Genomic DNA, 19,481 nt, shown 5'->3' with positions numbered 1-19,481 from the left:
AGGAGCCCGTAAGACATGTATAAGGACATCCTCCTTGCCATCGACATTGACGACAAAGCGTCCTGGACGGCATCCGCGCCGATCGCCATCGAACTTGCTGAAAAGTTCGGGGCGACGCTCCATGTGATGGTCGTCATTCCGACTTTCGGGTCCTCCCTGGTCGCCAATTTCTTTCCCAAAGGCTATGAAAAGAAAACCATGGAAGAAGCGGCAGCCCGACTGCATACCTGGACCAAGGCGAACATCCCGAGCGGGATCAAGAAACAGCACATCGTCGGTCATGGCCGTGTCTATGAGGAAATCCTCCGCGGCGCGAAGGAAACCGATTGCGACCTGATCATCCTCTGTGACCGGCGCACCGACGCCGACATGCTCGGCCATAACGCGGATAAGGTCGCCCATCAGGCCAAACAATCGGTCCTGATCGTCCGCCACTGACCGGCGGCGTTCGGCCCCAGGCATTTCCGTATATATCAGGCCTCATCAAACGCTATGGGAACGGCTATCATCCGCGCGCGTGGGGCCGATGGTGTTCTTCGCACGGAACATGGGCAGCAGGCCTCCACCAGGGAGCAGACGAATGTGGGTTAGACCGGGTGCTTTGATCATGGTGCTGTCCATCGCCTGGACGGCGGGGGGGCCGGGGGCAGCGCGGGCCGCCGAATTCATTTCGGTCGGCACGGGCGGGGTTACGGGGGTCTATTTCCCCGCCGGCGGGGCCATTTGCCGGCTGGTCAACAAGGGGCGCAAGGACCATGGCGTGCGCTGTTCGGCTGAATCGACCTTTGGGTCGGTGTTCAACATCAACGCGATCCGCTCCGGCGATCTGGACCTGGGGTTGGCCCAGTCCGATACCCAGTACAGCGCTTTGCGCGGCGAAGGGGCGTTCGAGAAACGCGGCCCTTATAGCGAGTTGCGCTCCGTGTTCTCGCTGCATGCTGAGCCGGTGACCCTTATGGCGCGGGCGGATTCGGGCATCAAGCACATCAACGACGTCAAGGGCCGGCGCATGAACATCGGCAATCCCGGTTCAGGGACGCTGGCAACCTGGCAGGTGATCGAACAGGCGCTTGGTTGGACCCGTCGCGATCTGGGCTTGGCGGCCGAATTCAAGGCCAATCAGCAGGGGGAGGCCCTGTGTGACAACAAGGTTGATGCCTTCTTCGCGCTGGTCGGCCACCCATCCGCCGCGACCCGCGAAACGGCGAACGCCTGCGCCGCGGTGCTGGTGCCGATCGACGGCCCGGGCATCCAGGCGCTGGTAAAGACCAGCCCTTTCTATCGCTGGGCGGTGATCCCAGGTGGCATGTATCGGGGCAACCCGAAAGACGTAAAGACATTCGGTGTCGGCGCAACGCTGGTCAGTTCGACCAAGACCAAGCCCGAGATCGTCTACACCATCGTCAAGGCCGTGTTCGATAACTTCGACGCGTTCCGCGACATGCATCCGGCCCTCGCCAATCTGCGGAAAGACGAAATGGTGCGCGATTCCTTAACCGCGCCCCTGCATGCGGGGGCGGTGCGCTATTTCCGGGAAGCGGGACTGATTAAGTGACGGCGCCGCGGCCGCTGGGCGGCCGCGGCGATCCGGTCACTTCGCGTTGGTCAGGTATTCGATGACCAGGGCGCGCTCGTCTGCCTTCTTCAGGCCCGGATAGGCCATCTTGGTCGACGCCTTGGGGTCGCTCAGGTAGTCCCGCAGGAACTGCTTGGGGTCGGCGAGATAGCCGTCGAGTGACTTGGCGTCCCAGACCAGGCCCTTTTCACCGGCGGCAACCATGGAACTGGAATAGCGTGACGTCTTGAAGCCTTCGGCCGTGCCGGCCTTGCGGCCGATGATGTCATTGAGGGACGGGCCGATGGTGTGTTTGCCCGACACCGTATGACATTGGGCGCAGCGGTTTTTCTTGAACGCCTTGGCGGCGTCGGCCTGAACGGGTGCCGCGGCGACCATCATTGAGGCCGCGAAGCCGGCGACTGTGGCAGCCATCAAGGAAGCATGTTTCATGAGACAAAACCCTTCGTCGTGTTTTGGTTGGTAATCATGGGCGCACCCTTGCAGGTGGGCTCGCATTATCTGCATCACGCCGGGAATGCGCAATCGGCAACCCTGGCCGGCGGAGATGATTTCATTCACCCGCCGATCCGCATTATACTGTGCATCATGGAAGTCGTGGGCGCAGTCATGGGGATTCCCCGGACTGTGAAAGGAGCGTTGCAGACTCATGCCAGCAGATAATCTAAGCAAAGCGGATGTCGCCAAGCTTTTGTCCGACCCCACGCCGGACAACCGCGCGGCGACTGCGGCCAAGGTCGCCGTGGCCTTCGATCCCGGCAAACTGAGCCCCACCGAACGGGCGCTGGCCGAGGAAATTTTCCGCCTGATGGTCAAGGACGCGGAAGTCCGCGTACGTCAGGCATTGACGGAAAACCTGAAGCAGAACGGCAACGTGCCGCATGACGTGGCGGTGGCACTGGCCAACGACATCGACCAGGTGGCGTTGCCGATGATTGAATTTTCCCAGGTTCTCAACGATGACGACCTGATCGCCATCATCGGGTCGCAAGACCCCGCCAAACAGGAAGCCGTCGCCGGGCGCGCCACCGTGTCGGAGGCACTGTCCGATGCCCTGGTCAATTCCGGCAACGAGGCGGCGGTGACCCGTCTGGTCGCCAACGAGGGGGCGGCGATTTCCGAAAGCACGTTCCAGAAGGTGGTCGACGATTTCGGTGACCGCGCCGGGGTGCAGTCAGCCATGGTCAACCGGGCCTCTCTGCCGGTGACGGTGGCCGAACGCTTGGTGACCCTGGTGTCGGAAAACCTGCGTGACGAGTTGGTCAAGCGCCACGAACTGCCGGCGGCGATGACCACGGACATCATCCTGCAATCGCGTGAACGGGCAACCATCAGCCTGTCCTCCGATTCCAGTGTCGATGACGTGATGATCCTGGCCCGCCAGTTAAACGACAACGGCCGCCTGACGCCGTCGATCACCTTGCGGGCACTTTGCATGGGCGACATCACGTTCTTCGAATGCGCGATGGCGACACGGGCAGGGGTCACGCTGGATAATGCGCGGCGCCTAATCCACGACCGCGGCCCTCTGGGTCTGCGCGCGGTGTTCGACAAGGCCAAGCTGCCGCCGGCCCAGTTCATGGCCGTGCGCGCGGCGCTGGATGTCAGCCGGGAAACGCAGATGGACGGCGGCGAGAATGACCGCGAACGTTATGCCCGGCGCATGATTGAGCGGATCATGACCCAGTACGACGATCTGGGCGTCGAGTTCGAGTCCTCGGACCTGGAATATCTGCTGACCAAGATGGATGAATTGCCCGCCGATGTGCTGGGGGATGACGGGCCGGATGCCGTGGTCGGCGCGGGCCGGTAAGCAAGCCGGTCAGGAAGAATGAGCGGAGCGGAGCTTATCTGCCGCCCGCGTCACGCCAGACGGCGTAATCCTTGCGAAACCGATCGAGCGATTTCCACACCTTGGCGAAATCCTTGTCCTGCTTCGCCGTGTCGCGCGCGACCTCGTCCCAGGCCTTGGACAGTTTACCGAGAATTTCCCGCGGCCAGCGGCGCACGGTCACGCCTTCCTTGGTCAGGTTCAGAAGGGCCCGGTACTGTGAGGCCTCGCCCTCGGCCAGGCCATGACGCACATTGTCGCCGCACACGGCGCGCAGTTGTGAGCGCTGCACCGGTTTGAGGTCGGTCCAGCGGTCGTTGTTGATGACCAGCGCCAGCAGCGTCGCCGGCTGATGCCAGCCGGGGAAATAGTAATTCCGCGCCATGCGGTGCAGGCCGAGCTGCACGTCGATGGCGGGCATGGAATATTCGGCGGCGTCGATGGCCCCGGTTTCCAGGGCGTGGAAGATTTCCCCTTCGTTCAGGGCCACAGTCTTCGCACCCAGGCGGTTCATCACGCGCGCGCCAAGACCGGTCATGCGCACCCGCAGGCCTTTCAGGTCTTCGACCGTGGTCAATGGCCGTCGGTACCAACCGGCCCCTTCGGGCGACACCAGCCCGCAGACCACGATCCGCACGCCCAGTCCTTCTGCCAGGCCGTTCAACAGCTTTTCACCGCCGCCGAAATAGAGCCAGGCCAGGTATTCCTCGGCCCGTGGGCCGAACGGCACGGCGCCGAACAGTTGCAAGGCGGGGGTGGTCGCCGGCCAGCTTTCGGGGGCGACGAAGGCTGCGTCGACGGTGCCGTCCTTGACCGCGCTGACCATGTCCTTGCCTTGAATCAGGGTTCCCGGTTCGTTGAAAGCGATCTCCATCCCGCCGGCGGACACGCGCCAGATTTCCGTTTCGATTCGTTTGGCCTGGGCACCCAACTGCGGCAGGGCGCTGGCAAAGGCGCTTTCCATGCGCCAGCGCACGATGGGGTCGGGGGTGATGGCGGGGGCCAGCAGGCTTTCCGCAGCGGCGGGCAGGGCAGATATCTCTGCGGTCGATGCTGGGGGGGGTTCTTTCGGCGCAGCGGGCTCGGGGGTGATCTCGGCCACGGCCTGGGCGGCGGTTTCGGGCAGCGATGCGTTCAGGCGGGGGGCGATGATGGAAACCCCCAGGACAACGCCGACAACCAATCCCACGACGATGCCGATGACGGCATTGCGCATGATGATGACCTTTCCCTTCCACCCTCCCTTGGGCGGCCCTCAACGGGCGCGCAAGTGTACCTGAAGTGATCCGGGGCTCGGAGTCCTTAGGCCGCGGGGTTATTCACAATCTGTGGATATGTTGGGAACGCTCCGTGTCGTCCCTCCCGGATTGTTGATCTAGATCAATGCCGAAGCCTGTTCCGGCACCCTAAAGTTGCGTCATTGAAACCACGGGAATTTCGAAAGATGACGACAGGAAGCATGATTTTTCTTGGTGTTTGCATCGCCGCTGCTCTCGCATTCGTGGCGGCGGCGGCCTACGGCGTTAAGCACACCAATAATCCCCGCTAGGCGGGTTCGAATTCATTTGGGCATTATGCCCGATCCGACCCCAAGGATTGGCAAACCCACGGCCCCGGTCCGCGTTCGCGCGGGCCGGGGTTTTGCGTTGGGCGGTGAATTGGGTGTACGCAGGCGGCGGTCAGTCGCACTTGCGGTAGACAAGGTCTACCTCGTGCCATTGGTTGTTGTACTTGACGGCGTAGGACCGAAGCTCCGTCGCACTGACGATCTTGTCCTGATAGATCAGGCCGTCGGCCTCCAGCACCAGGATGTCGTCCTCGCGGCGCACGGTGTAGACGGCGGCGCTGCCGTCATCACGGATGACCCGGACCTTGCCGGCGTCGACCTGGTTATAGGTGACGCCGTTGCCGCCTTCCTTGCGCGAACAATCGATGGCCCAACGGCCCAGAACCCAGGGTACGGGGAACTGGCCCGGCGGGGCGGGCGGCGGCATCTGCCCGGCAGCGTGGCGAACAGCAGGCGGCCGCGGCTGTTCCGTTGCAAAGGTCGAGGGAACATGCGTGCCTTGGGTCGGCTGCAGGGTCGCCAGCCGACGGCGCGCCAGATGGGTCAGGGCGCTGTCCGGGTAGGTCTCGATAAAGGTCTGAAACACGGTCGGATCATCGGACCCGCGGATGCGTTCCCATTTCTCCACGTCGGCGCGGCGTTCGCGGGTGGGATCACGGCTGAATTCCTTATCCTCGCCGCGGTTAAACGGCGACGACATGGTGTTCCATAATTCCGCGGATTTGTCGGCAACGGTCGAGAGGGCATTGTTGGCCGTCTCACACCCGCCGAGCAGTAATAGGGCGGCCAGCGCCGGTGCGGCCGCGAAACGGCGGGCCCTGGTGGTGCGGTGCGGCGTTTCGGTCAAAGAAGTCATGGCACGGCCCCGGCGTGTGGTTCTTGAATTTGCAAGGAGCAGTGCTCCTCCCCTTCGGCCGCCTAACCTAGCCAATTAAACGCGAAAGCGAAAGCGCCCGGTCCCGGCCCGGCGGGCCGTCAAATGCATTTTAGTGATTGCTGTCATGATGTTCTTGCGGGGACTTGGGCCCCGGATTTCCTGGGGGCCGGCCCAGGAAAGGCGTATTATCCGTCGTTGAGGACTCTGGGATTGAAGACCTGTCGCGCGCGTCCCTGCAAAGGAATTGGACGCGCCGCTCGCGCGGCCCTCCGGGAAACCGGATGGGGTTGCGGTGTCAGGCACCACATGCTGCTTGTTCAGCCCTTAATGCGTCACTCTCAGCGCCCCTGGATGGAACCGGGGAGCGCCTTTGATGGAGTACTTCCATGTCGCTTTCGAGCGCCAAAAAGTCTGTTGCTGTGCTTGGATTCCTTTCTGTTGTGCCGTTCGCCACGGCCGTCTCCGCGCAGGAAATCGCCACCCTGCCGGTTTGTGAACAGGTCATCACCGATACGCTGAAGTCGAAGGACGAAAACCCCGCCGTCGGTGAACAGGCCGAACTGATGTTCAACCAGTTGGTCGAGCGGGCCCGCACGGAATGTGCCGACGGCAACTTCCGCGACGCCGCCACCACGCTGAACCAGGCCCGTAGCCTGGTCGCCGCCGAATAGCGGCAAGCCGATCAGACACGTTCCGCTTGGCGCGGGTTAGCACCTGCCGCTGAAAAGAGCGCCGGCCGCTGGCGAGAGACCGGCGCCCGGAACGGAAAAACGGCCCCTGGGGGATAAAATCCCCAGGGGCCGTTTCCGTTTCGACATATCGGGCTTACGCCCGGAATGGTCGGAGTGAGAGGATTCGAACCTCCGACCCCCGCCTCCCGAAGACGGTGCTCTACCAGGCTGAGCTACACTCCGGCATGGACGCCGCGGAAAAAGCCGGAAGGAACTTGAGGTCCCTTGCTGCCGGGCCGCGACGGGCGCCCGTTATAGCGGTGCTTGAGGGCCAGAGCAAGCGCCTGAACGCACCGTCGTCACGCGCCGCTTTTCCGCCGTCCGGCGGGGCCGTAAACCCGCGCGCGCGGGCTGCCGCCATGGGTGAATTTCTTGATTGATCGCGGTGGGGTCGGGATGTAGTCTGAAAATACGCACTTTGTGCGGTTTTGTGCGATATGCGGCAAATCACGGACGCGTAAACAGGGATCAAACGCGGGACTTCGTTGGTCTGGCGGGGGGGCATTTTGACGGACAGTATGCAGCGTGGTCGGGGAGGCGTGTCATTGACGTCAACGGCACCCCAGGCCGATGGAACAGGCGACCGGGAATACGAATGCAAGCTGGGCGGCACGGCTGCCCAACTGCGCGCCGTCCGGAAGGTGGCCCAAGGCCTGTCCAGCAACAACCTCACCTGGGTTACCGACGATCTGGAAAGTGTCTATTACGACACCCCGGACATGCGGCTTGGCCGGCGGGGGGCGACCTTGCGCGTGCGCCGCAAGAAGGGCCGGTTCATCCAGAACGTGAAATCGCAAAACGACGGCACCGGCGCCCTGTTCGCGCGCGGCGAATGGGAACAGGAAGTCGACAGCCTGACCCCGCGTCTGGACCTGTTGCCCGAGGCGGCGGTCGAGGTCATGGGACTTGTCCTGCCCGGCGAGTTGCAGGAAACTTTCCGCACCCGCTTTACCCGCGAGCGGGCGGTGGTCACCCGCCGCGGTGCCATGGGCCCGGAAAGCCGCATCGAAATCGCCATCGACAACGGCGAGGTCGTCGCCGTCAATCGCAACGCCGCGGGCACCCCGGTAAAGGGCGCCCGGGCCAAACTGCGCGAGAAGATCCAGGAATGCGAACTGGAACTGTTGCAGGGCGATCCCCGCGACCTGTTCGAGGTGGCGCTGGAGCTACAGCAGACGGCGGGCCTGACCATTATTCAGGAAACCAAGGCGGCGCGCGGCTACCGGCTGCTGACGCCGCCCAAGGTTGTTCCCGTGCGCGCCGGACGCACGATCCTGCGCCCCGATCAATCGGTCAACGCGGCCATCGCCGAGATTTTGCGCGCGGGTACCCGCCACATGTTGGCCAACGAGGGGCCGGCCATCGAGGGCACGGATCCGGAAGGCGTGCATCAGTTCCGCGTCGCCGTCCGGCGCATGCGCTCCATGCTGTCGGTGTTTTCCAAGCTGCTTGATCCGGCCCGGGTGGACTGGTTGAAGGCGGAATTGAAATGGATTGCTGATCAGTTCGGCCCGGCCCGCGATTGGGACGTGTTCGTCGCCGAAATTCTCGGCCCGCCGAAAAAGGCGGGGGTCGAGCCGGCGGCCATGATCGAATTGGCCGCCGCCGCCGAAGATCGCCGGCTCGACGCCTATGCCCTGGTACGCGAAGCCCTGAAGTCGCCCCGCTATGCCGGGCTGGTGCTGCGCCTGTCGGCCTTCACGGAAACCCAGGGCTGGGCCCCGCAGCCCTGTCCGCCGGATCACCCGCTGGCCCAGCCGATCATGGATTGGGCAGCCTCGATCCTGAACCGCGCGCACAAGAAGGCGCTGCGCGCCGGCGACGGCCTGGCGAAACTGGATGTGCCGGCGCGGCATCTGTTGCGCATCCGGCTCAAGAAGCTGCGCTACAACACGGATTTTCTGCAGGCGCTGTATGACTCGCCCGCCAAGAAGAAATATCTGCGCGCGCTGGAACGCTTGCAGGACGATTTCGGTCATCTCAACGATGTCGCCGTGGCGGAAACCTTGCTGGCCGATCTGGCGGCCGACCATCCGGGCGGACGGGGCGGCAAGGCAGCGGCGATCGACAAGGCCTCGGCCGCCATCATGGGCTGGCACGCGCGGGGGCTCTACGACAGTGAACCGCGCCTGCTGACCGATTGGGACACGTTCACCAACGCCCGGCCGTTCTGGCGCAAGGGCAAATAGCCACCGGCAAGTTGGCAGAGGGACGACGGATATGGCGCGCGCGATTCTGATCGCAAATTCCAAGGGCGGTTGCGGCAAGACAACCATCGCGACGAACCTGGCCGCGGCCTTCGCCCAGGGCGGTCTGAACACGGCGCTGGCCGATGTCGACCGCCAGAAAAGCAGCCTGTCCTGGCTCAAGCGTCGCCCTGCGGACCTTCCGGACATCACCGGGCTGGATTGGACCAAGACGTTCAAGGCGCCGCCCAAGAAGGTGCAGCGCCTGGTCATCGATGCGCCGGCGGCGCTCGGCCTGGCGCGGTTCCGCGAACTGCTGAAGATGGCCGAGGTCATCATCCTGCCGATCCTGCCCTCGGCTTTCGATCAGGCGGCGACGCAGCGGTTCCTGAAGAAAGTCGACGATCTGAAGCCGATCCGCAGCCATAAAAAGCCGGTAATCCTGGTCGGTAACCGGGTGCGGGCGCGCACGCGTTCGGCCCAGGAATTGGACACGTTCATCGCAACCCTGGAACATCCGGTGGGGACGATCATCGCCGACCGGGCGCTTTACACGGATGGGGCCTATTCGGGCGTCAGCGTGTTCGACAAGGGTGATCGGCGATCCCTGGATGCTCAGGCGGATTGGTCCCCATTGATCACCTTTGTCGAGACGAACTAGATTGTCATGACACTTGAGTTACAGAACATGAGCATGGACGGCGACGCATTCCGGCATTGGCGCAAGCGCCACAAGTTGTCGCAGAAGGACGCGGCAAAGGCGCTGGGCCTGAAGCCCCGCATCATCCAGTACTATGAAAAGGGTGAGCGCGACGGAAAGACGGTGGAGATTCCGCTGTCCGTCCGGCTGGCCTGCTATGCCATCGAAAGCGGCGTCGGCGATTTCGACGGCAAGGACAGCGCGAAGTTGAAACCGCGCGGCAAGAAGTCCAAGGACTGAACCGGGGATCGCGGCCAGCCGGCGCCGGACGCAGAATTTAGGTCAGTACGCCCGCTCAATACAGAAATCGACCAGTTCCAGAAGTGCCTGTTTCTGCGCGTTGTCGGGGAAGATGCCGAGCGCATCACGCGCCACGGCGCCGTAATGCCGCGCCCGGTCGACCGTGTCGGACAGGGCATGATGCTTGGTCATCAGGGTGATGGCATGGGCCAGATCGTCGTCGGTCTGGTCCATGTCCTCAAGCGTGCGGCGCCAGAACGTGCGTTCGGCCTCGTTGCCTCGGTTGAACGCCAGGATCGTCGGCAGCGAAATCTTACCCTCGCGGAAATCGTCGCCCACGGTCTTGCCCAGTTCGGCCTGCTTGGCGGAATAGTCCAACACGTCGTCGATCAACTGAAACGCGATGCCCAGATTGGTGCCGTAGGACAACAGGGCGTCTTCTTCCGCCTTGGGGCGTTCGGCGACCACGGCGCCGATGCGGCAGGCGGCGGCGAACAGTTCCGCCGTCTTGGCGGTGATGACTTCCAGATAGTTGGCTTCGCCTGTTGCCGTATCGCCGGTGGTCATCAGTTGCATGACCTCGCCCTCGGCGATCACCGCCGAGGCATCGGACAGAATTTTCAGCACCTTGATCGCGCCGTCGGCGACCATCACCTGGAACGCGCGGGAAAACAGGAAATCGCCGACCAGCACGCTGGCCTGATTGCCCCAGACCGCGTTGGCTGATGCCTGGCCCCGGCGCAGTTCGCTTTCATCGACCACGTCGTCGTGCAGAAGGGTCGCCGTATGGATGAATTCGACGCAGGCGGCCAGCGGGATGTGGCGGTTGCCTTGGTAGCCGCACATACGGGCCGAGGCGAGAGTCAGGATGGGACGCAGACGCTTGCCGCCGGACGCGACCAGATGCCCCGCAAGCTGCGGAATCAGGGCGACCGAGCTTTCCATGCGCTGGACGATGACCTCGTTCACGGCCTTCAGGTCGTCGGCGACCAGGGCCTGAAGCTTGTCCAGGTTGGGTTTCTTTTGGCGTTCGCCTTCAAGGTCGACCACAAGGGCCACGGCGCTTCCCCTTATATCCGATTGTTCGTCGCTTGACGGTTGTTCCAGGAGCCGTGAGCATAGGGACCGTCAGGCCCCATGGTCAACTGCGACGGACGGGGCGGGGAAGGGGGGCGCCATGGTCGAATTGTTCCGCACCAACGATCCCGTGCTGCTGTCCTGGATGCAGGCGCGGCTGGCCGCGCTCGACGTGCCGGCCCAGGTGTTCGACATGCATGCCAGTTTCATGGACGGCAACGTCCTGGCCATCCAGCGCCGTATCATGGTGGACGAGGACGACCTTGCCCTTGCCAAGCGTGTCATCGTCGAGGCCGAGGAAATCGCCCGCGGTGAACGCGACCCCCTGGATTGAGGCGCGCCATGACTTTTGCCGCCATAGACGCCGAGGAGACCCGCCTGTTGGACGGCCGGGTCGTCTGTTATCAGCCCCGGCGTGGCTACCGTTCCGCCATCGACCCGATCCTGATGCAGGCGGCCGTTCCGGCCCGGCCCGGCGACCGCGTGCTGGACTTGGGATGCGGTGCCGGGGCGGCGGCGTTGTGTCTGGCCCATCGCGTGGCCGGGGTGGCGGTCACCGGCCTGGATATTCAGGAACCGCTGATCGCCTTGGCCCGCGAAAGTGTCACGGCCAACGGCATGGCGGATGCGGTCCAATTCATGGCGGGGGACCTGCTGACCCCGCCGGGCGGCATCGGGGCCGGGGCGTTCGATCATGTCATGGCCAATCCGCCCTTTCAAAAGGCCGGCACCTCGCGCCCTTCGCCTGATCCGGTGAAGGCAATGGCGACGGTGGAGGGGCGGGCCGAACTGGCCGATTGGGTGCGGACGGCCGCCCGGCTGGTGCGGGGCGGCGGCACGGTCACCTTCATCCATCATGGCGGACGGGGGGATGAACTGGCGGATCTCATGTCGGCCTCCCTCGGCGCGGTCACCCTGCAGCCGGTTCAAGGCAAGCCGGGAGAAGGCCGTCCGGGGCGAATGATCGCGCAGGGAATCAAGGACGCGGCGGCCAATCGCCGCAGGCTAACGCCCCTGGTTTTGCATGAACCGGGAGGTGATTTTTCGGCCCCTGTGGATCGAATCCTACGGGGGTATGCGGATATCGCGATAAATCGCCCCTAAGGTCGAGAAAGTGGCCAAATCTGTGCGTCTCGTCACTTGTCAGGCCGGTCTCCACCTGGGATATTCCTTACAGAATGCTTACATCATATACGGCGCGAAACGACGCCAAATATCAAAAATTCAGGGACGGTCTTTGGGGGCCGGTGAAATAGTGGGTAACGCAGCGGTTATCGCCGTTATTGGCGCATTCATCGCATTGGGCGTTCTGGGTGTGTTGTTCTACGTCAGCACCCTGGCCAAGAACGTCTATCAGATCAAAATTCAGATGAAGGACGATTTGGCCTACGAGCTGGATCGACTGAAAGATCACGTCGAAAAAGAAATGCTCCAGCGCCAGAAGTGGATCACCCGCGACGTTGCCAGTGTGTCCGATGCCAAGTTCGATCTTGTCGATGGTGAAATGGCGGCGCTCAAGTCGCAGGTCCGCGCGGATCTCAACATCCTTGATGAAAAGCTTCGCAAACTGTCGGCCCTGCAACAGGCCATGGCGGCGAAGTCGAACCGGTCGGCCGCCGATTTCGATGAACCGGATCTGTCCTCCGCCTTCGCGGTGGACAGCGTGGGGCGCAAGGCCGCACAATAAGGCATGTCAGACACCCAGCCGGAATCCCGCGGTCTCGGCGCACTTCCCGTCATCGGCGCCTTGCTTGATCCGCCGCCCACGGTGGCCGTGGTTCGGCTGTCCGGTGTCATCGGGGCGATGGGCGGGTTTCGCCGGGGGCTCAGCCTGGGCAGCCAAGCGGGCGTTCTTCAGCGCGCGTTCAAGCTGCGCAATCTCAAGGCCGTGGCGCTGGCCGTCAATTCACCGGGCGGCTCGCCCGTGCAATCGGCTCTGATCGCCGGCCGCATCCGGCAATTGGCCGACGAAAAGCAGATCCCCGTCATCGCCTTTGCCGAAGACGTCGCCGCGTCGGGCGGCTACTGGCTGGCCTGCGCCGCTGATGAAATCTATGCGGATGCGTCCTCCATCATCGGCTCCATCGGTGTGGTGTCGGGCGGATTCGGCCTGCAGGGCCTGATCGAAAAGCTGGGGGTGGAACGCCGCCTGCACACGTCCGGCGACAAGAAAGCCATGCTCGACCCGTTCCAGCCGGAAAAGCCGGCCGAGGTGAAACACCTGAAGGACATCCAGGGAGACATTCACGAAGCCTTCAAGGACATGGTGCGTGCCCGTCGGGGCGGTCGCCTCAAGGGTGCGGAAAAGGACCTGTTCTCCGGCGCCTTCTGGACCGGGACCAAGGCCATGGAGCTGGGCCTGATCGACGGCCTTGGTGATCTGCGGGCGGTCATGCGCGCGCGCTACGGCGACAAGGTGAAGCTGCGGCTGGTCGGTGAGCGGCGGGGACTTTTCGGCCGCCTGCGGTTCGGCGCTCTGTCCGATGCCCCCGCCGGCCCCGATTGGGCGGGCCAGGCCGTGGCTGCCATTGAGGAACGCCTGATCTGGAACCGTTTCGGGCTATAATCCGGCCATAACAAGCCACGGGATTCCTTGACCGCTCTGCCGCCCAACCCCTAAAAGGCCCCATGTTCGGATTTTCCATCCAAAAACTGTTGTTCACGGGCTTGGCCATCGCCGCCGTGTGGTACGCGTTCAAGTGGCTGGGCCGCATGCAGGCCCAGAAACGCACGCTCGACCGCCAGGAAGCCCGCCGGATGAAGGAATCCGGGCCCGCCAAGGCCAAGATGCCCGAGGTCGAGGACATGGTTGAATGCACGACCTGTGGTGCGTTCGTCGCCGCTCAGGGCATGCGCCATTGCGGTAAAACCGACTGTCCCTATCCGGAGTAACGAAGGTGCGGTTCCTTCCTTGACCGTCCGGACCCCGCCCCCTATTTTCTGGCACCGCAACATAACGCGATTTCTTAACCGCAAATCCTTTGGAACCCGCCGCCATGGCGAATACCTCCGGCGACAAGCCGAGCTTTCAGTCGCTCATCCTCACGCTTCAGCAGTTCTGGGCCGACCAGGGCTGCGTGATTCTGCAGCCCTATGACATGGAAGTGGGCGCCGGGACCTTCCACCCGGCGACCACCCTGCGTTCGCTGGGCAAGCCGGTTGACGTGTGGAAATGCGCCTATGTGCAGCCGTCGCGCCGCCCGACCGACGGTCGTTACGGCGAGAATCCAAACCGCCTGCAGCATTATTACCAGTTTCAGGTGCTCATGAAACCGAGCCCGGCGGACGTGCAGCAGACCTATCTGGAAAGCCTCTATGCCATCGGCATCGACAAGGACACCCACGACATCCGTTTCGTCGAGGACGACTGGGAAAGCCCGACCCTGGGCGCCTGGGGCCTGGGCTGGGAAGTCTGGTGTGACGGCATGGAAGTGACGCAGTTCACCTATTTCCAACAGGTCGGTGGCTATGAATGCGATCCGGTGCCGGTAGAAATCACCTACGGGCTGGAACGCTTGGCCATGTACGTGCAGGGCGTCGAAAACGTCTATGACCTGGATTGGGACGGCCAGCCTAAGGACAAGGGCGGCAAGACCTACGGCGACGTGTTCCTGCAGGCCGAACGGGAATATTCCGCCCATAACTTCGAACATGCCTCGACCGACATGCTGCGCCGCCATTTCGAAGACGCGGAAAAGGAATGCGCGCACCTGCTGTCCAAAGACCTGGCGCTGCCTGCCTATGACTACTGTCTGAAGGCGTCGCATCTGTTCAACCTTCTGGATGCGCGGGGCGTCATCAGCGTCACCGAACGCCAGGCCTTCATCCTGCGCGTGCGCGATCTGGCCAAGGGATCGGCCAAGGCCTGGATGAAATCCCAAGGGGTTGAGGTCGCGTGATGCCCGAGCTTCTTCTGGAACTTCTGTCCGAGGAAATCCCCGCCCGCATGCAGGCGCGGGCCGCCGATGACCTGAAACGCCTGGTCGGCGACGGTCTGAAGGGTGCGGGGCTGTCCTACACCAATGCGCAGACCTACGTTACCCCGCGCCGCCTGACCCTGGTCGTCCACGGCCTGCCGGCCAAGCAGGCCGACATTTCCGAGGAACGCCGCGGCCCCCGCGCCGACGCGCCGGAACAGGCCAAGCAGGGCTTCATGAAATCCCTGCCCAAGGACACCAAGATCACGGAACGGGAAACGGAAAAGGGCACCTTTCTGTTCGCCCAGGTCGAACAGGCGGGCGGCAAGACACGCCTGATCCTGCCGGACATCATCCAGGCCGCCCTGCAGGCCCTGCCCTGGCCCAAGTCCATGCGCTGGGGCACGGGCAAGGCGCGCTGGGTACGCCCGCTGCATTCGATCCTTGCGGTTTACGATCAGGAAGGCCTGGAATTGGAATTCGCCGGCATTCAGGCCGGGGTCACCACCCGGGGACACGCCTTCATGGCGCCCGCCGGTATTTCGGTATCCGATTTCGCCGACTACGAAAAGGCGATGAAGGCGGCCAAGGTCGTGATCGACCCGGACACCCGCAAGCAGACCATCGCCGCCGACGCCGCCAGAATGTGCAAGGGCGCCGGCGTGACCCTGAAGGACGACCCGGCCTTGTTGGACGAGGTCGCGGGGCTGGTCGAATGGCCGGTCGTGCTGATGGGGGGAATCGACGCCGAATTCATGGACGTGCCGCCGGAGGTTCTCATCACCTCCATGCGCAAGCATCAGAAATATTTCGCGACCGAAGACGCCAAGGGCAATCTGGCGGCCAAGTTCGTGCTCGTCGCCAACCGGGAAACCGCCGACGGCGGCCGTCAGGTCATCGCCGGGAACGAACGCGTCCTACGCGCGCGCCTGGCCGATGCCAAGTTCTTCTGGGACCAGGATCGCAAGACGACCCTGGCGTCCAAGGCGCCGCAGCTGAAGGACCGGGTGTTCCACGCCAAGCTGGGCACGCTCGATGAAAAGGTCGACCGCATGCAGGCTCTGGCCGCAGCCCTCTGCGACTATGTGCCCAAGGCGGACCGCGACAAGGTGCGCTCCGCCGCGCGCCTCGCCAAGGCGGACTTGTCGACCGGGATGGTCGGTGAATTCCCGGACCTGCAGGGCGTCATGGGCGCTTATTACGCCCGCCACGACGGTGAGAGCGAGGCCGTGGCCGCCGCCATCGCCGAGCATTATTCGCCGCTTGGACCCTCCGACGCCTGCCCGTCGAAGCCGGAAAGCGTTTGCGTGGCGCTGGCCGACAAGATCGACAGCCTGGTTGGTTTCTGGACCATCGACGAAAAGCCGACGGGCTCGAAAGATCCCTACGCCTTGCGCCGTGCGGCGCTGGGCGTGATCCGCCTGATCATCGAAAACAAGCTGCGGCTGCCGTTGCTTGATGCCTTCGTCCAGTCCCGGGACCTTTATGGTAAGGGCGATGCAGTCGGGCCGGACCTGCTGACCTTCTTCGCCGATCGCCTGAAGGTTCATCTGCGCGAACAGGGCGTGAAGCACGACCATATCGATGCGGTGTTCGCGCTTGGCGGGGAAGACGATCTGGTGCGTCTGCTGGCGCGGGTTGAGGCGCTGGCCGACTTCCTTGGCAGCGACGACGGCGGCAATCTTTTGACCGCCTATCGGCGCGCGGCCAACATCCTGAAGATCGAAGAAAAGAAGGACGCAACGTCCTACGCAGCGCAGCCCGACGACACGCTTTTGACGGACGACGCGGAACGGGCGCTCTACAGCGCGCTCGAAGACGCGTCCCCGGCGATCGTGGAAAAGGTCGCGGCCGAAGACTTCACCGGCGCCATGGCGGCGCTGGCCGGTCTGCGCGCGCCCGTCGACGCCTTCTTCGACAAGGTCACCGTCAATACGGACGACGCCAAGGTTCGCGAGAACCGTTTGAAACTGCTCTCCATGATCCGGACGGCGCTGGAAGGCGTCGCCGACTTTTCCAAGATCGAAGGATAGGTATTCGATGACACAATGGGTCTACAACTTCGGGAACGGCACCGCGGACGGCGATGCGGGGATGAAGGAACTTCTGGGCGGCAAGGGTGCCAACCTGGCCGAAATGGCGGGCCTGGGCCTGCCGGTACCTCCCGGGTTCACCATCACGACCGAGGTCTGCACCTATTACTACGATCATGAAAAGACCTATCCCGGCGACCTGAAGGATGCCGTCGCGGCGGCCCTGGCCAAGGTCGAAAAGGGCCTGGGCCGGACCTTTGGTTCCACGGACAAACCGCTTCTGGTTTCCGTCCGCTCCGGTGCCCGGGCTTCCATGCCGGGGATGATGGACACCATCCTGAACCTGGGCCTCAACGACCAGACGGTCGAGGCCCTGGCCAAAGAAAGCGGCGACGCACGCTTCGCCTATGACAGCTACCGGCGTTTCATCCAGATGTTTTCTGACGTCGTGCTGGGCGTTGAACACCACAATTTCGAAGACGTCCTGGAAGAGCACAAGGACCGCCTGGGCAAGAGCCTGGACACCGAGCTGACCGGCGACGACTGGAAGGCCGTGGTCAAGGATTTCAAGAAGCTGGTGCAGGACGAACGGGGCGAAGGCTCCCCCCAGGACCCGCAGGCCCAATTGTGGGGCGCCATCGGCGCCGTGTTCGGCAGCTGGATGAACACCCGCGCCATCACCTACCGGCGCCTTAACGATATTCCCGCCGCCTGGGGCACGGCCGTCAACGTGCAGGCCATGGTGTTCGGCAACATGGGCGACGATTGCGCCACCGGTGTGTGCTTCACGCGCAACCCGTCCACGGGCGACGATCATTTTTACGGTGAATTCCTGATCAACGCTCAGGGCGAGGACGTGGTTGCCGGCATCCGTACGCCGCAGCCGCTGACCGAGTTCGAACGCGATCAGCAGGAATCCAATTTGCAGTCCCTTGAAACCGCCATGCCGCCCGTGTTCGGCGAGCTGGTCGCCGTGCGCGACAAGCTGGAGCGCCACTACAAGGACATGCAGGACATGGAGTTCACCATCGAGCGGGGCAAGCTGTGGATGCTGCAGACCCGCTCCGGCAAGCGCACGGCCAAGGCCGCGCTGAAGATCGCCGTCGACATGGTGGCCGAAGGCCTGATCACCAAGGACGAGGCCGTCGCGCGCATCGACCCGGCGCAGCTGGATCAGCTTCTCCACCCGACTCTGGACGCCAAGGCGGAAAAGACCGTCATCGGGCGCGGCCTGCCGGCCTCGCCGGGGGCGGCCACGGGGCGCATCGTGTTCTCGGCCGAAGACGCGGAAGCCTGGGTCGACAAGGGCGAGAAGGTCATCCTGTGCCGCACGGAAACCTCGCCCGAGGACATCACCGGGATGCATGTCTCCGAAGGCATCCTGACGACCCGCGGCGGCATGACCAGCCACGCCGCCGTTGTCGCCCGCGGCATGGGCACCCCCTGCGTGTCCGGGGCGGGTGAGTTGCGCGTCGACTACAGCAAGAAGACCCTGCACGCCCTCGGCCAGACCCTGAACGAAGGCGACGTCATCACCTTGGACGGCTCGACCGGCGAAATCATGCTGGGCGAAGTCGCCATGATCCAGCCCGAGGTGTCCGGCGATTTCGGTGAACTGATGGCCTGGGTCGATGAGATCAAGGTGATCGGCGTGCGCGCCAACGCGGAAACGCCGCTGGACGCGCTGACCGCCAAGAAGTTCGGCGCCGAGGGCATCGGCCTGTCGCGCACGGAGCACATGTTCTTCGACCCGCACCGCATCGTTCACATGCGCCAGATGATTTTGGCCCGTGACGAGGCCGAGCGGCGCAAGGCGCTGGACAATCTGTTACCGCATCAGCGTCAGGATTTCCTGGAGCTGTTCCACATCATGGACGGCCTGCCGATCACCATCCGCCTGCTGGATCCGCCCTTGAACGAATTCCTGCCGCACACGGATGAGGAAATGGCCGAGGTCGCCAAGGCCGCCGGCGTGACCACGGAAGACGTTCGCGTGCGCCGGGCGGAACTGGACGAAAGCAACCCCATGCTGGGCCATCGTGGCTGCCGCCTGGCCATCGCCTATCCGGAAATCTGCGAAATGCAGGCCCGCGCCATCTTCGAGGCCCAGGCCGAGATCATGAAGGAAGGCAAGAAGGCCTATCCCGAGGTCATGGTGCCCCTCGTCTCCGTCAAGAAGGAGTTCGAGATGCAGAAGGCGATCATCGACCGCATCGCCAAGGAAGTCATGGCCGAACAGGGGATCGAATTGCCCTACATGGTCGGCACCATGATCGAGTTGCCGCGCGCCTGCCTGATCGCCGACCAGATCGCCGAACAGGCGGAATTCTTCTCGTTCGGGACCAACGATCTGACGCAGACCGCCTACGGCTTTTCACGCGACGATGCGGGCACCTTCCTCGACATCTATCAGCGCCAGGGCGTTCTGGAACAGGATCCCTTCGTGTCCATCGACCAGGAAGGCGTGGGTGAACTGGTGCAGATCGGTGTGGAGCGCGGGCGCAAGACCCGCCCGGACATCAAGCTCGGCATCTGTGGCGAGCACGGCGGCGATCCGGCCTCCGTCGCTTTCTGTCACCGGGTCGGGCTGACTTACGTGTCGTGCTCACCCTACCGGGTGCCGATCGCGCGCCTTGCCGCCGCCCAGGCGGCGCTTGCCGATAAGTAAGGCCGGCCGCGCGGGCGGCGCGGTCCGATAATTAGGGCCGCCACCCGCCTGTCCTGCGGGTATAATCGGTGCGGTGTT

Annotated in this window: 19 protein-coding genes and 1 tRNA gene; 15 read left to right on the top strand and 5 right to left on the bottom strand. The window is 63.6% G+C overall.

What is annotated here, in order from left to right:
- Positions 1 to 15: 15 nt before the first annotated feature.
- Together KFF05_13270 and KFF05_13265 are read left to right on the top strand one after the other, a co-directional pair.
- Positions 16 to 438, top strand: coding sequence for a universal stress protein (locus tag KFF05_13270; GenBank protein UTW50897.1), 423 nt, complete (start codon positions 16 to 18; stop codon positions 436 to 438).
- Positions 439 to 580: 142 nt separating this feature from the next.
- Positions 581 to 1,555, top strand: coding sequence for a TAXI family TRAP transporter solute-binding subunit (locus tag KFF05_13265; protein UTW50896.1), 975 nt, complete (start codon positions 581 to 583; stop codon positions 1,553 to 1,555).
- Positions 1,556 to 1,591: 36 nt separating this feature from the next.
- Here KFF05_13265 and KFF05_13260 read toward each other — a convergent pair whose 3' ends face one another.
- Positions 1,592 to 2,008, bottom strand: coding sequence for a c-type cytochrome (locus KFF05_13260; GenBank protein ID UTW50895.1), 417 nt, complete (start codon positions 2,006 to 2,008; stop codon positions 1,592 to 1,594).
- A gap of 217 nt (positions 2,009 to 2,225) precedes the next feature.
- Between KFF05_13260 and KFF05_13255 the strand changes: the two genes are divergently transcribed.
- Positions 2,226 to 3,389 carry a DUF2336 domain-containing protein gene (locus KFF05_13255; GenBank protein ID UTW50894.1) on the top strand — a complete coding sequence of 388 codons (1,164 nt, stop codon included), beginning with the start codon at positions 2,226 to 2,228 and terminating at the stop codon, positions 3,387 to 3,389.
- Positions 3,390 to 3,423: 34 nt separating this feature from the next.
- Here KFF05_13255 and KFF05_13250 read toward each other — a convergent pair whose 3' ends face one another.
- Both KFF05_13250 and KFF05_13245 read right to left on the bottom strand, forming a co-directional pair.
- On the bottom strand, positions 3,424 to 4,623 hold the full coding sequence (locus KFF05_13250; protein ID UTW50893.1) for a TRAP transporter substrate-binding protein: 1,200 nt from the start codon (positions 4,621 to 4,623) through the stop codon (positions 3,424 to 3,426).
- A gap of 463 nt (positions 4,624 to 5,086) precedes the next feature.
- Entirely contained in the window at positions 5,087 to 5,830 is a 744-nt protein-coding gene (locus KFF05_13245; protein UTW50892.1) for a hypothetical protein, read from the bottom strand.
- A gap of 461 nt (positions 5,831 to 6,291) precedes the next feature.
- Here KFF05_13245 and KFF05_13240 point away from each other — a divergent pair, with 461 nt between their 5' ends.
- Complete coding sequence (locus tag KFF05_13240; protein ID UTW50891.1) at positions 6,292 to 6,522, top strand: hypothetical protein; 231 nt, start codon at positions 6,292 to 6,294, stop codon at positions 6,520 to 6,522.
- Positions 6,523 to 6,688: 166 nt separating this feature from the next.
- Here the strand turns inward: KFF05_13240 and KFF05_13235 are convergent.
- Positions 6,689 to 6,765: transfer RNA gene (locus KFF05_13235), tRNA-Pro, on the bottom strand.
- A 362-nt stretch (positions 6,766 to 7,127) separates the two neighbouring features.
- Here KFF05_13235 and KFF05_13230 point away from each other — a divergent pair.
- Genes KFF05_13230 through KFF05_13220 form a run of 3 tightly spaced genes read left to right on the top strand, consistent with a single transcriptional unit; the run spans position 7,128 to position 9,708 of the window.
- Complete coding sequence (locus KFF05_13230; protein ID UTW50890.1) at positions 7,128 to 8,771, top strand: CHAD domain-containing protein; 1,644 nt, start codon at positions 7,128 to 7,130, stop codon at positions 8,769 to 8,771.
- A gap of 31 nt (positions 8,772 to 8,802) precedes the next feature.
- Entirely contained in the window at positions 8,803 to 9,429 is a 627-nt protein-coding gene (locus tag KFF05_13225) for a ParA family protein (protein UTW50889.1), read from the top strand.
- A gap of 33 nt (positions 9,430 to 9,462) precedes the next feature.
- Positions 9,463 to 9,708 carry a helix-turn-helix transcriptional regulator gene (locus KFF05_13220; GenBank protein UTW53712.1) on the top strand — a complete coding sequence of 82 codons (246 nt, stop codon included), beginning with the start codon at positions 9,463 to 9,465 and terminating at the stop codon, positions 9,706 to 9,708.
- A 42-nt stretch (positions 9,709 to 9,750) separates the two neighbouring features.
- Here the strand turns inward: KFF05_13220 and KFF05_13215 are convergent, their stop codons facing one another.
- The gene (locus KFF05_13215; GenBank protein UTW50888.1) at positions 9,751 to 10,767 is read right to left on the bottom strand and encodes a polyprenyl synthetase family protein; all 1,017 of its coding nucleotides are present in this window, start codon (positions 10,765 to 10,767) and stop codon (positions 9,751 to 9,753) included.
- A 118-nt stretch (positions 10,768 to 10,885) separates the two neighbouring features.
- On the opposite strand from KFF05_13215, the gene KFF05_13210 reads away from it, so the two are divergent.
- The 8 genes from KFF05_13210 to ppdK all read left to right on the top strand — a co-directional run bounded on the left by KFF05_13210 (position 10,886) and on the right by ppdK (position 19,403).
- Entirely contained in the window at positions 10,886 to 11,119 is a 234-nt protein-coding gene (locus KFF05_13210) for a DUF2007 domain-containing protein (GenBank protein ID UTW50887.1), read from the top strand.
- Positions 11,120 to 11,127: 8 nt separating this feature from the next.
- Positions 11,128 to 11,889, top strand: a complete 762-nt coding sequence (locus tag KFF05_13205; protein ID UTW50886.1) for a methyltransferase — start codon at positions 11,128 to 11,130, stop codon at positions 11,887 to 11,889.
- A gap of 151 nt (positions 11,890 to 12,040) precedes the next feature.
- Positions 12,041 to 12,472, top strand: coding sequence for a hypothetical protein (locus KFF05_13200; protein UTW50885.1), 432 nt, complete (start codon positions 12,041 to 12,043; stop codon positions 12,470 to 12,472).
- A gap of 3 nt (positions 12,473 to 12,475) precedes the next feature.
- Positions 12,476 to 13,351 (top strand): S49 family peptidase, encoded by an 876-nt coding sequence (locus KFF05_13195; GenBank protein ID UTW50884.1) that lies wholly within the window; start codon positions 12,476 to 12,478, stop codon positions 13,349 to 13,351.
- Positions 13,352 to 13,413: 62 nt separating this feature from the next.
- Entirely contained in the window at positions 13,414 to 13,677 is a 264-nt protein-coding gene (locus tag KFF05_13190) for a hypothetical protein (protein UTW50883.1), read from the top strand.
- A gap of 104 nt (positions 13,678 to 13,781) precedes the next feature.
- Entirely contained in the window at positions 13,782 to 14,684 is a 903-nt protein-coding gene (locus tag KFF05_13185; protein ID UTW50882.1) for a glycine--tRNA ligase subunit alpha, read from the top strand.
- Entirely contained in the window at positions 14,684 to 16,735 is a 2,052-nt protein-coding gene (glyS, locus tag KFF05_13180; protein UTW50881.1) for a glycine--tRNA ligase subunit beta, read from the top strand. Before KFF05_13185 ends, glyS begins: the two co-directional genes overlap by 1 nt.
- Positions 16,736 to 16,742: 7 nt before the next feature.
- Positions 16,743 to 19,403 carry a pyruvate, phosphate dikinase gene (ppdK, locus tag KFF05_13175; GenBank protein ID UTW50880.1) on the top strand — a complete coding sequence of 887 codons (2,661 nt, stop codon included), beginning with the start codon at positions 16,743 to 16,745 and terminating at the stop codon, positions 19,401 to 19,403.
- Positions 19,404 to 19,481: the final 78 nt, after the last annotated feature.

It is taken from the genome of bacterium SCSIO 12827, assembly GCA_024397995.1.
Lineage (GTDB): Bacteria > Pseudomonadota > Alphaproteobacteria > Rhodospirillales > Casp-alpha2 > UBA1479.
Note: the sequence above shows the minus strand (reverse complement) of the source record. Positions and strands in the feature narration are given on the sequence as shown.

Excerpts from the sequence above, each read along its gene's own strand:
- KFF05_13270 (UTW50897.1), top strand. The coding sequence starts at position 16 with ATGTATAAGGACATCCTCCTTGCCATCGACATTGACGACAAAGCGTCC.
- KFF05_13265 (UTW50896.1), top strand. The coding sequence starts at position 581 with ATGTGGGTTAGACCGGGTGCTTTGATCATGGTGCTGTCCATCGCCTGG.
- KFF05_13260 (UTW50895.1), bottom strand. The coding sequence starts at position 2,008 with ATGAAACATGCTTCCTTGATGGCTGCCACAGTCGCCGGCTTCGCGGCC.
- KFF05_13255 (UTW50894.1), top strand. The coding sequence starts at position 2,226 with ATGCCAGCAGATAATCTAAGCAAAGCGGATGTCGCCAAGCTTTTGTCC.
- KFF05_13250 (UTW50893.1), bottom strand. The coding sequence starts at position 4,623 with ATGCGCAATGCCGTCATCGGCATCGTCGTGGGATTGGTTGTCGGCGTT.
- KFF05_13245 (UTW50892.1), bottom strand. The coding sequence starts at position 5,830 with ATGACTTCTTTGACCGAAACGCCGCACCGCACCACCAGGGCCCGCCGT.
- KFF05_13225 (UTW50889.1), top strand. The coding sequence starts at position 8,803 with ATGGCGCGCGCGATTCTGATCGCAAATTCCAAGGGCGGTTGCGGCAAG.
- KFF05_13220 (UTW53712.1), top strand. The coding sequence starts at position 9,463 with ATGGACGGCGACGCATTCCGGCATTGGCGCAAGCGCCACAAGTTGTCG.
- KFF05_13210 (UTW50887.1), top strand. The coding sequence starts at position 10,886 with ATGGTCGAATTGTTCCGCACCAACGATCCCGTGCTGCTGTCCTGGATG.
- KFF05_13205 (UTW50886.1), top strand. The coding sequence starts at position 11,128 with ATGACTTTTGCCGCCATAGACGCCGAGGAGACCCGCCTGTTGGACGGC.
- KFF05_13195 (UTW50884.1), top strand. The coding sequence starts at position 12,476 with ATGTCAGACACCCAGCCGGAATCCCGCGGTCTCGGCGCACTTCCCGTC.
- KFF05_13190 (UTW50883.1), top strand. The coding sequence starts at position 13,414 with ATGTTCGGATTTTCCATCCAAAAACTGTTGTTCACGGGCTTGGCCATC.
- KFF05_13185 (UTW50882.1), top strand. The coding sequence starts at position 13,782 with ATGGCGAATACCTCCGGCGACAAGCCGAGCTTTCAGTCGCTCATCCTC.
- glyS (UTW50881.1), top strand. The coding sequence starts at position 14,684 with ATGCCCGAGCTTCTTCTGGAACTTCTGTCCGAGGAAATCCCCGCCCGC.
- ppdK (UTW50880.1), top strand. The coding sequence starts at position 16,743 with ATGACACAATGGGTCTACAACTTCGGGAACGGCACCGCGGACGGCGAT.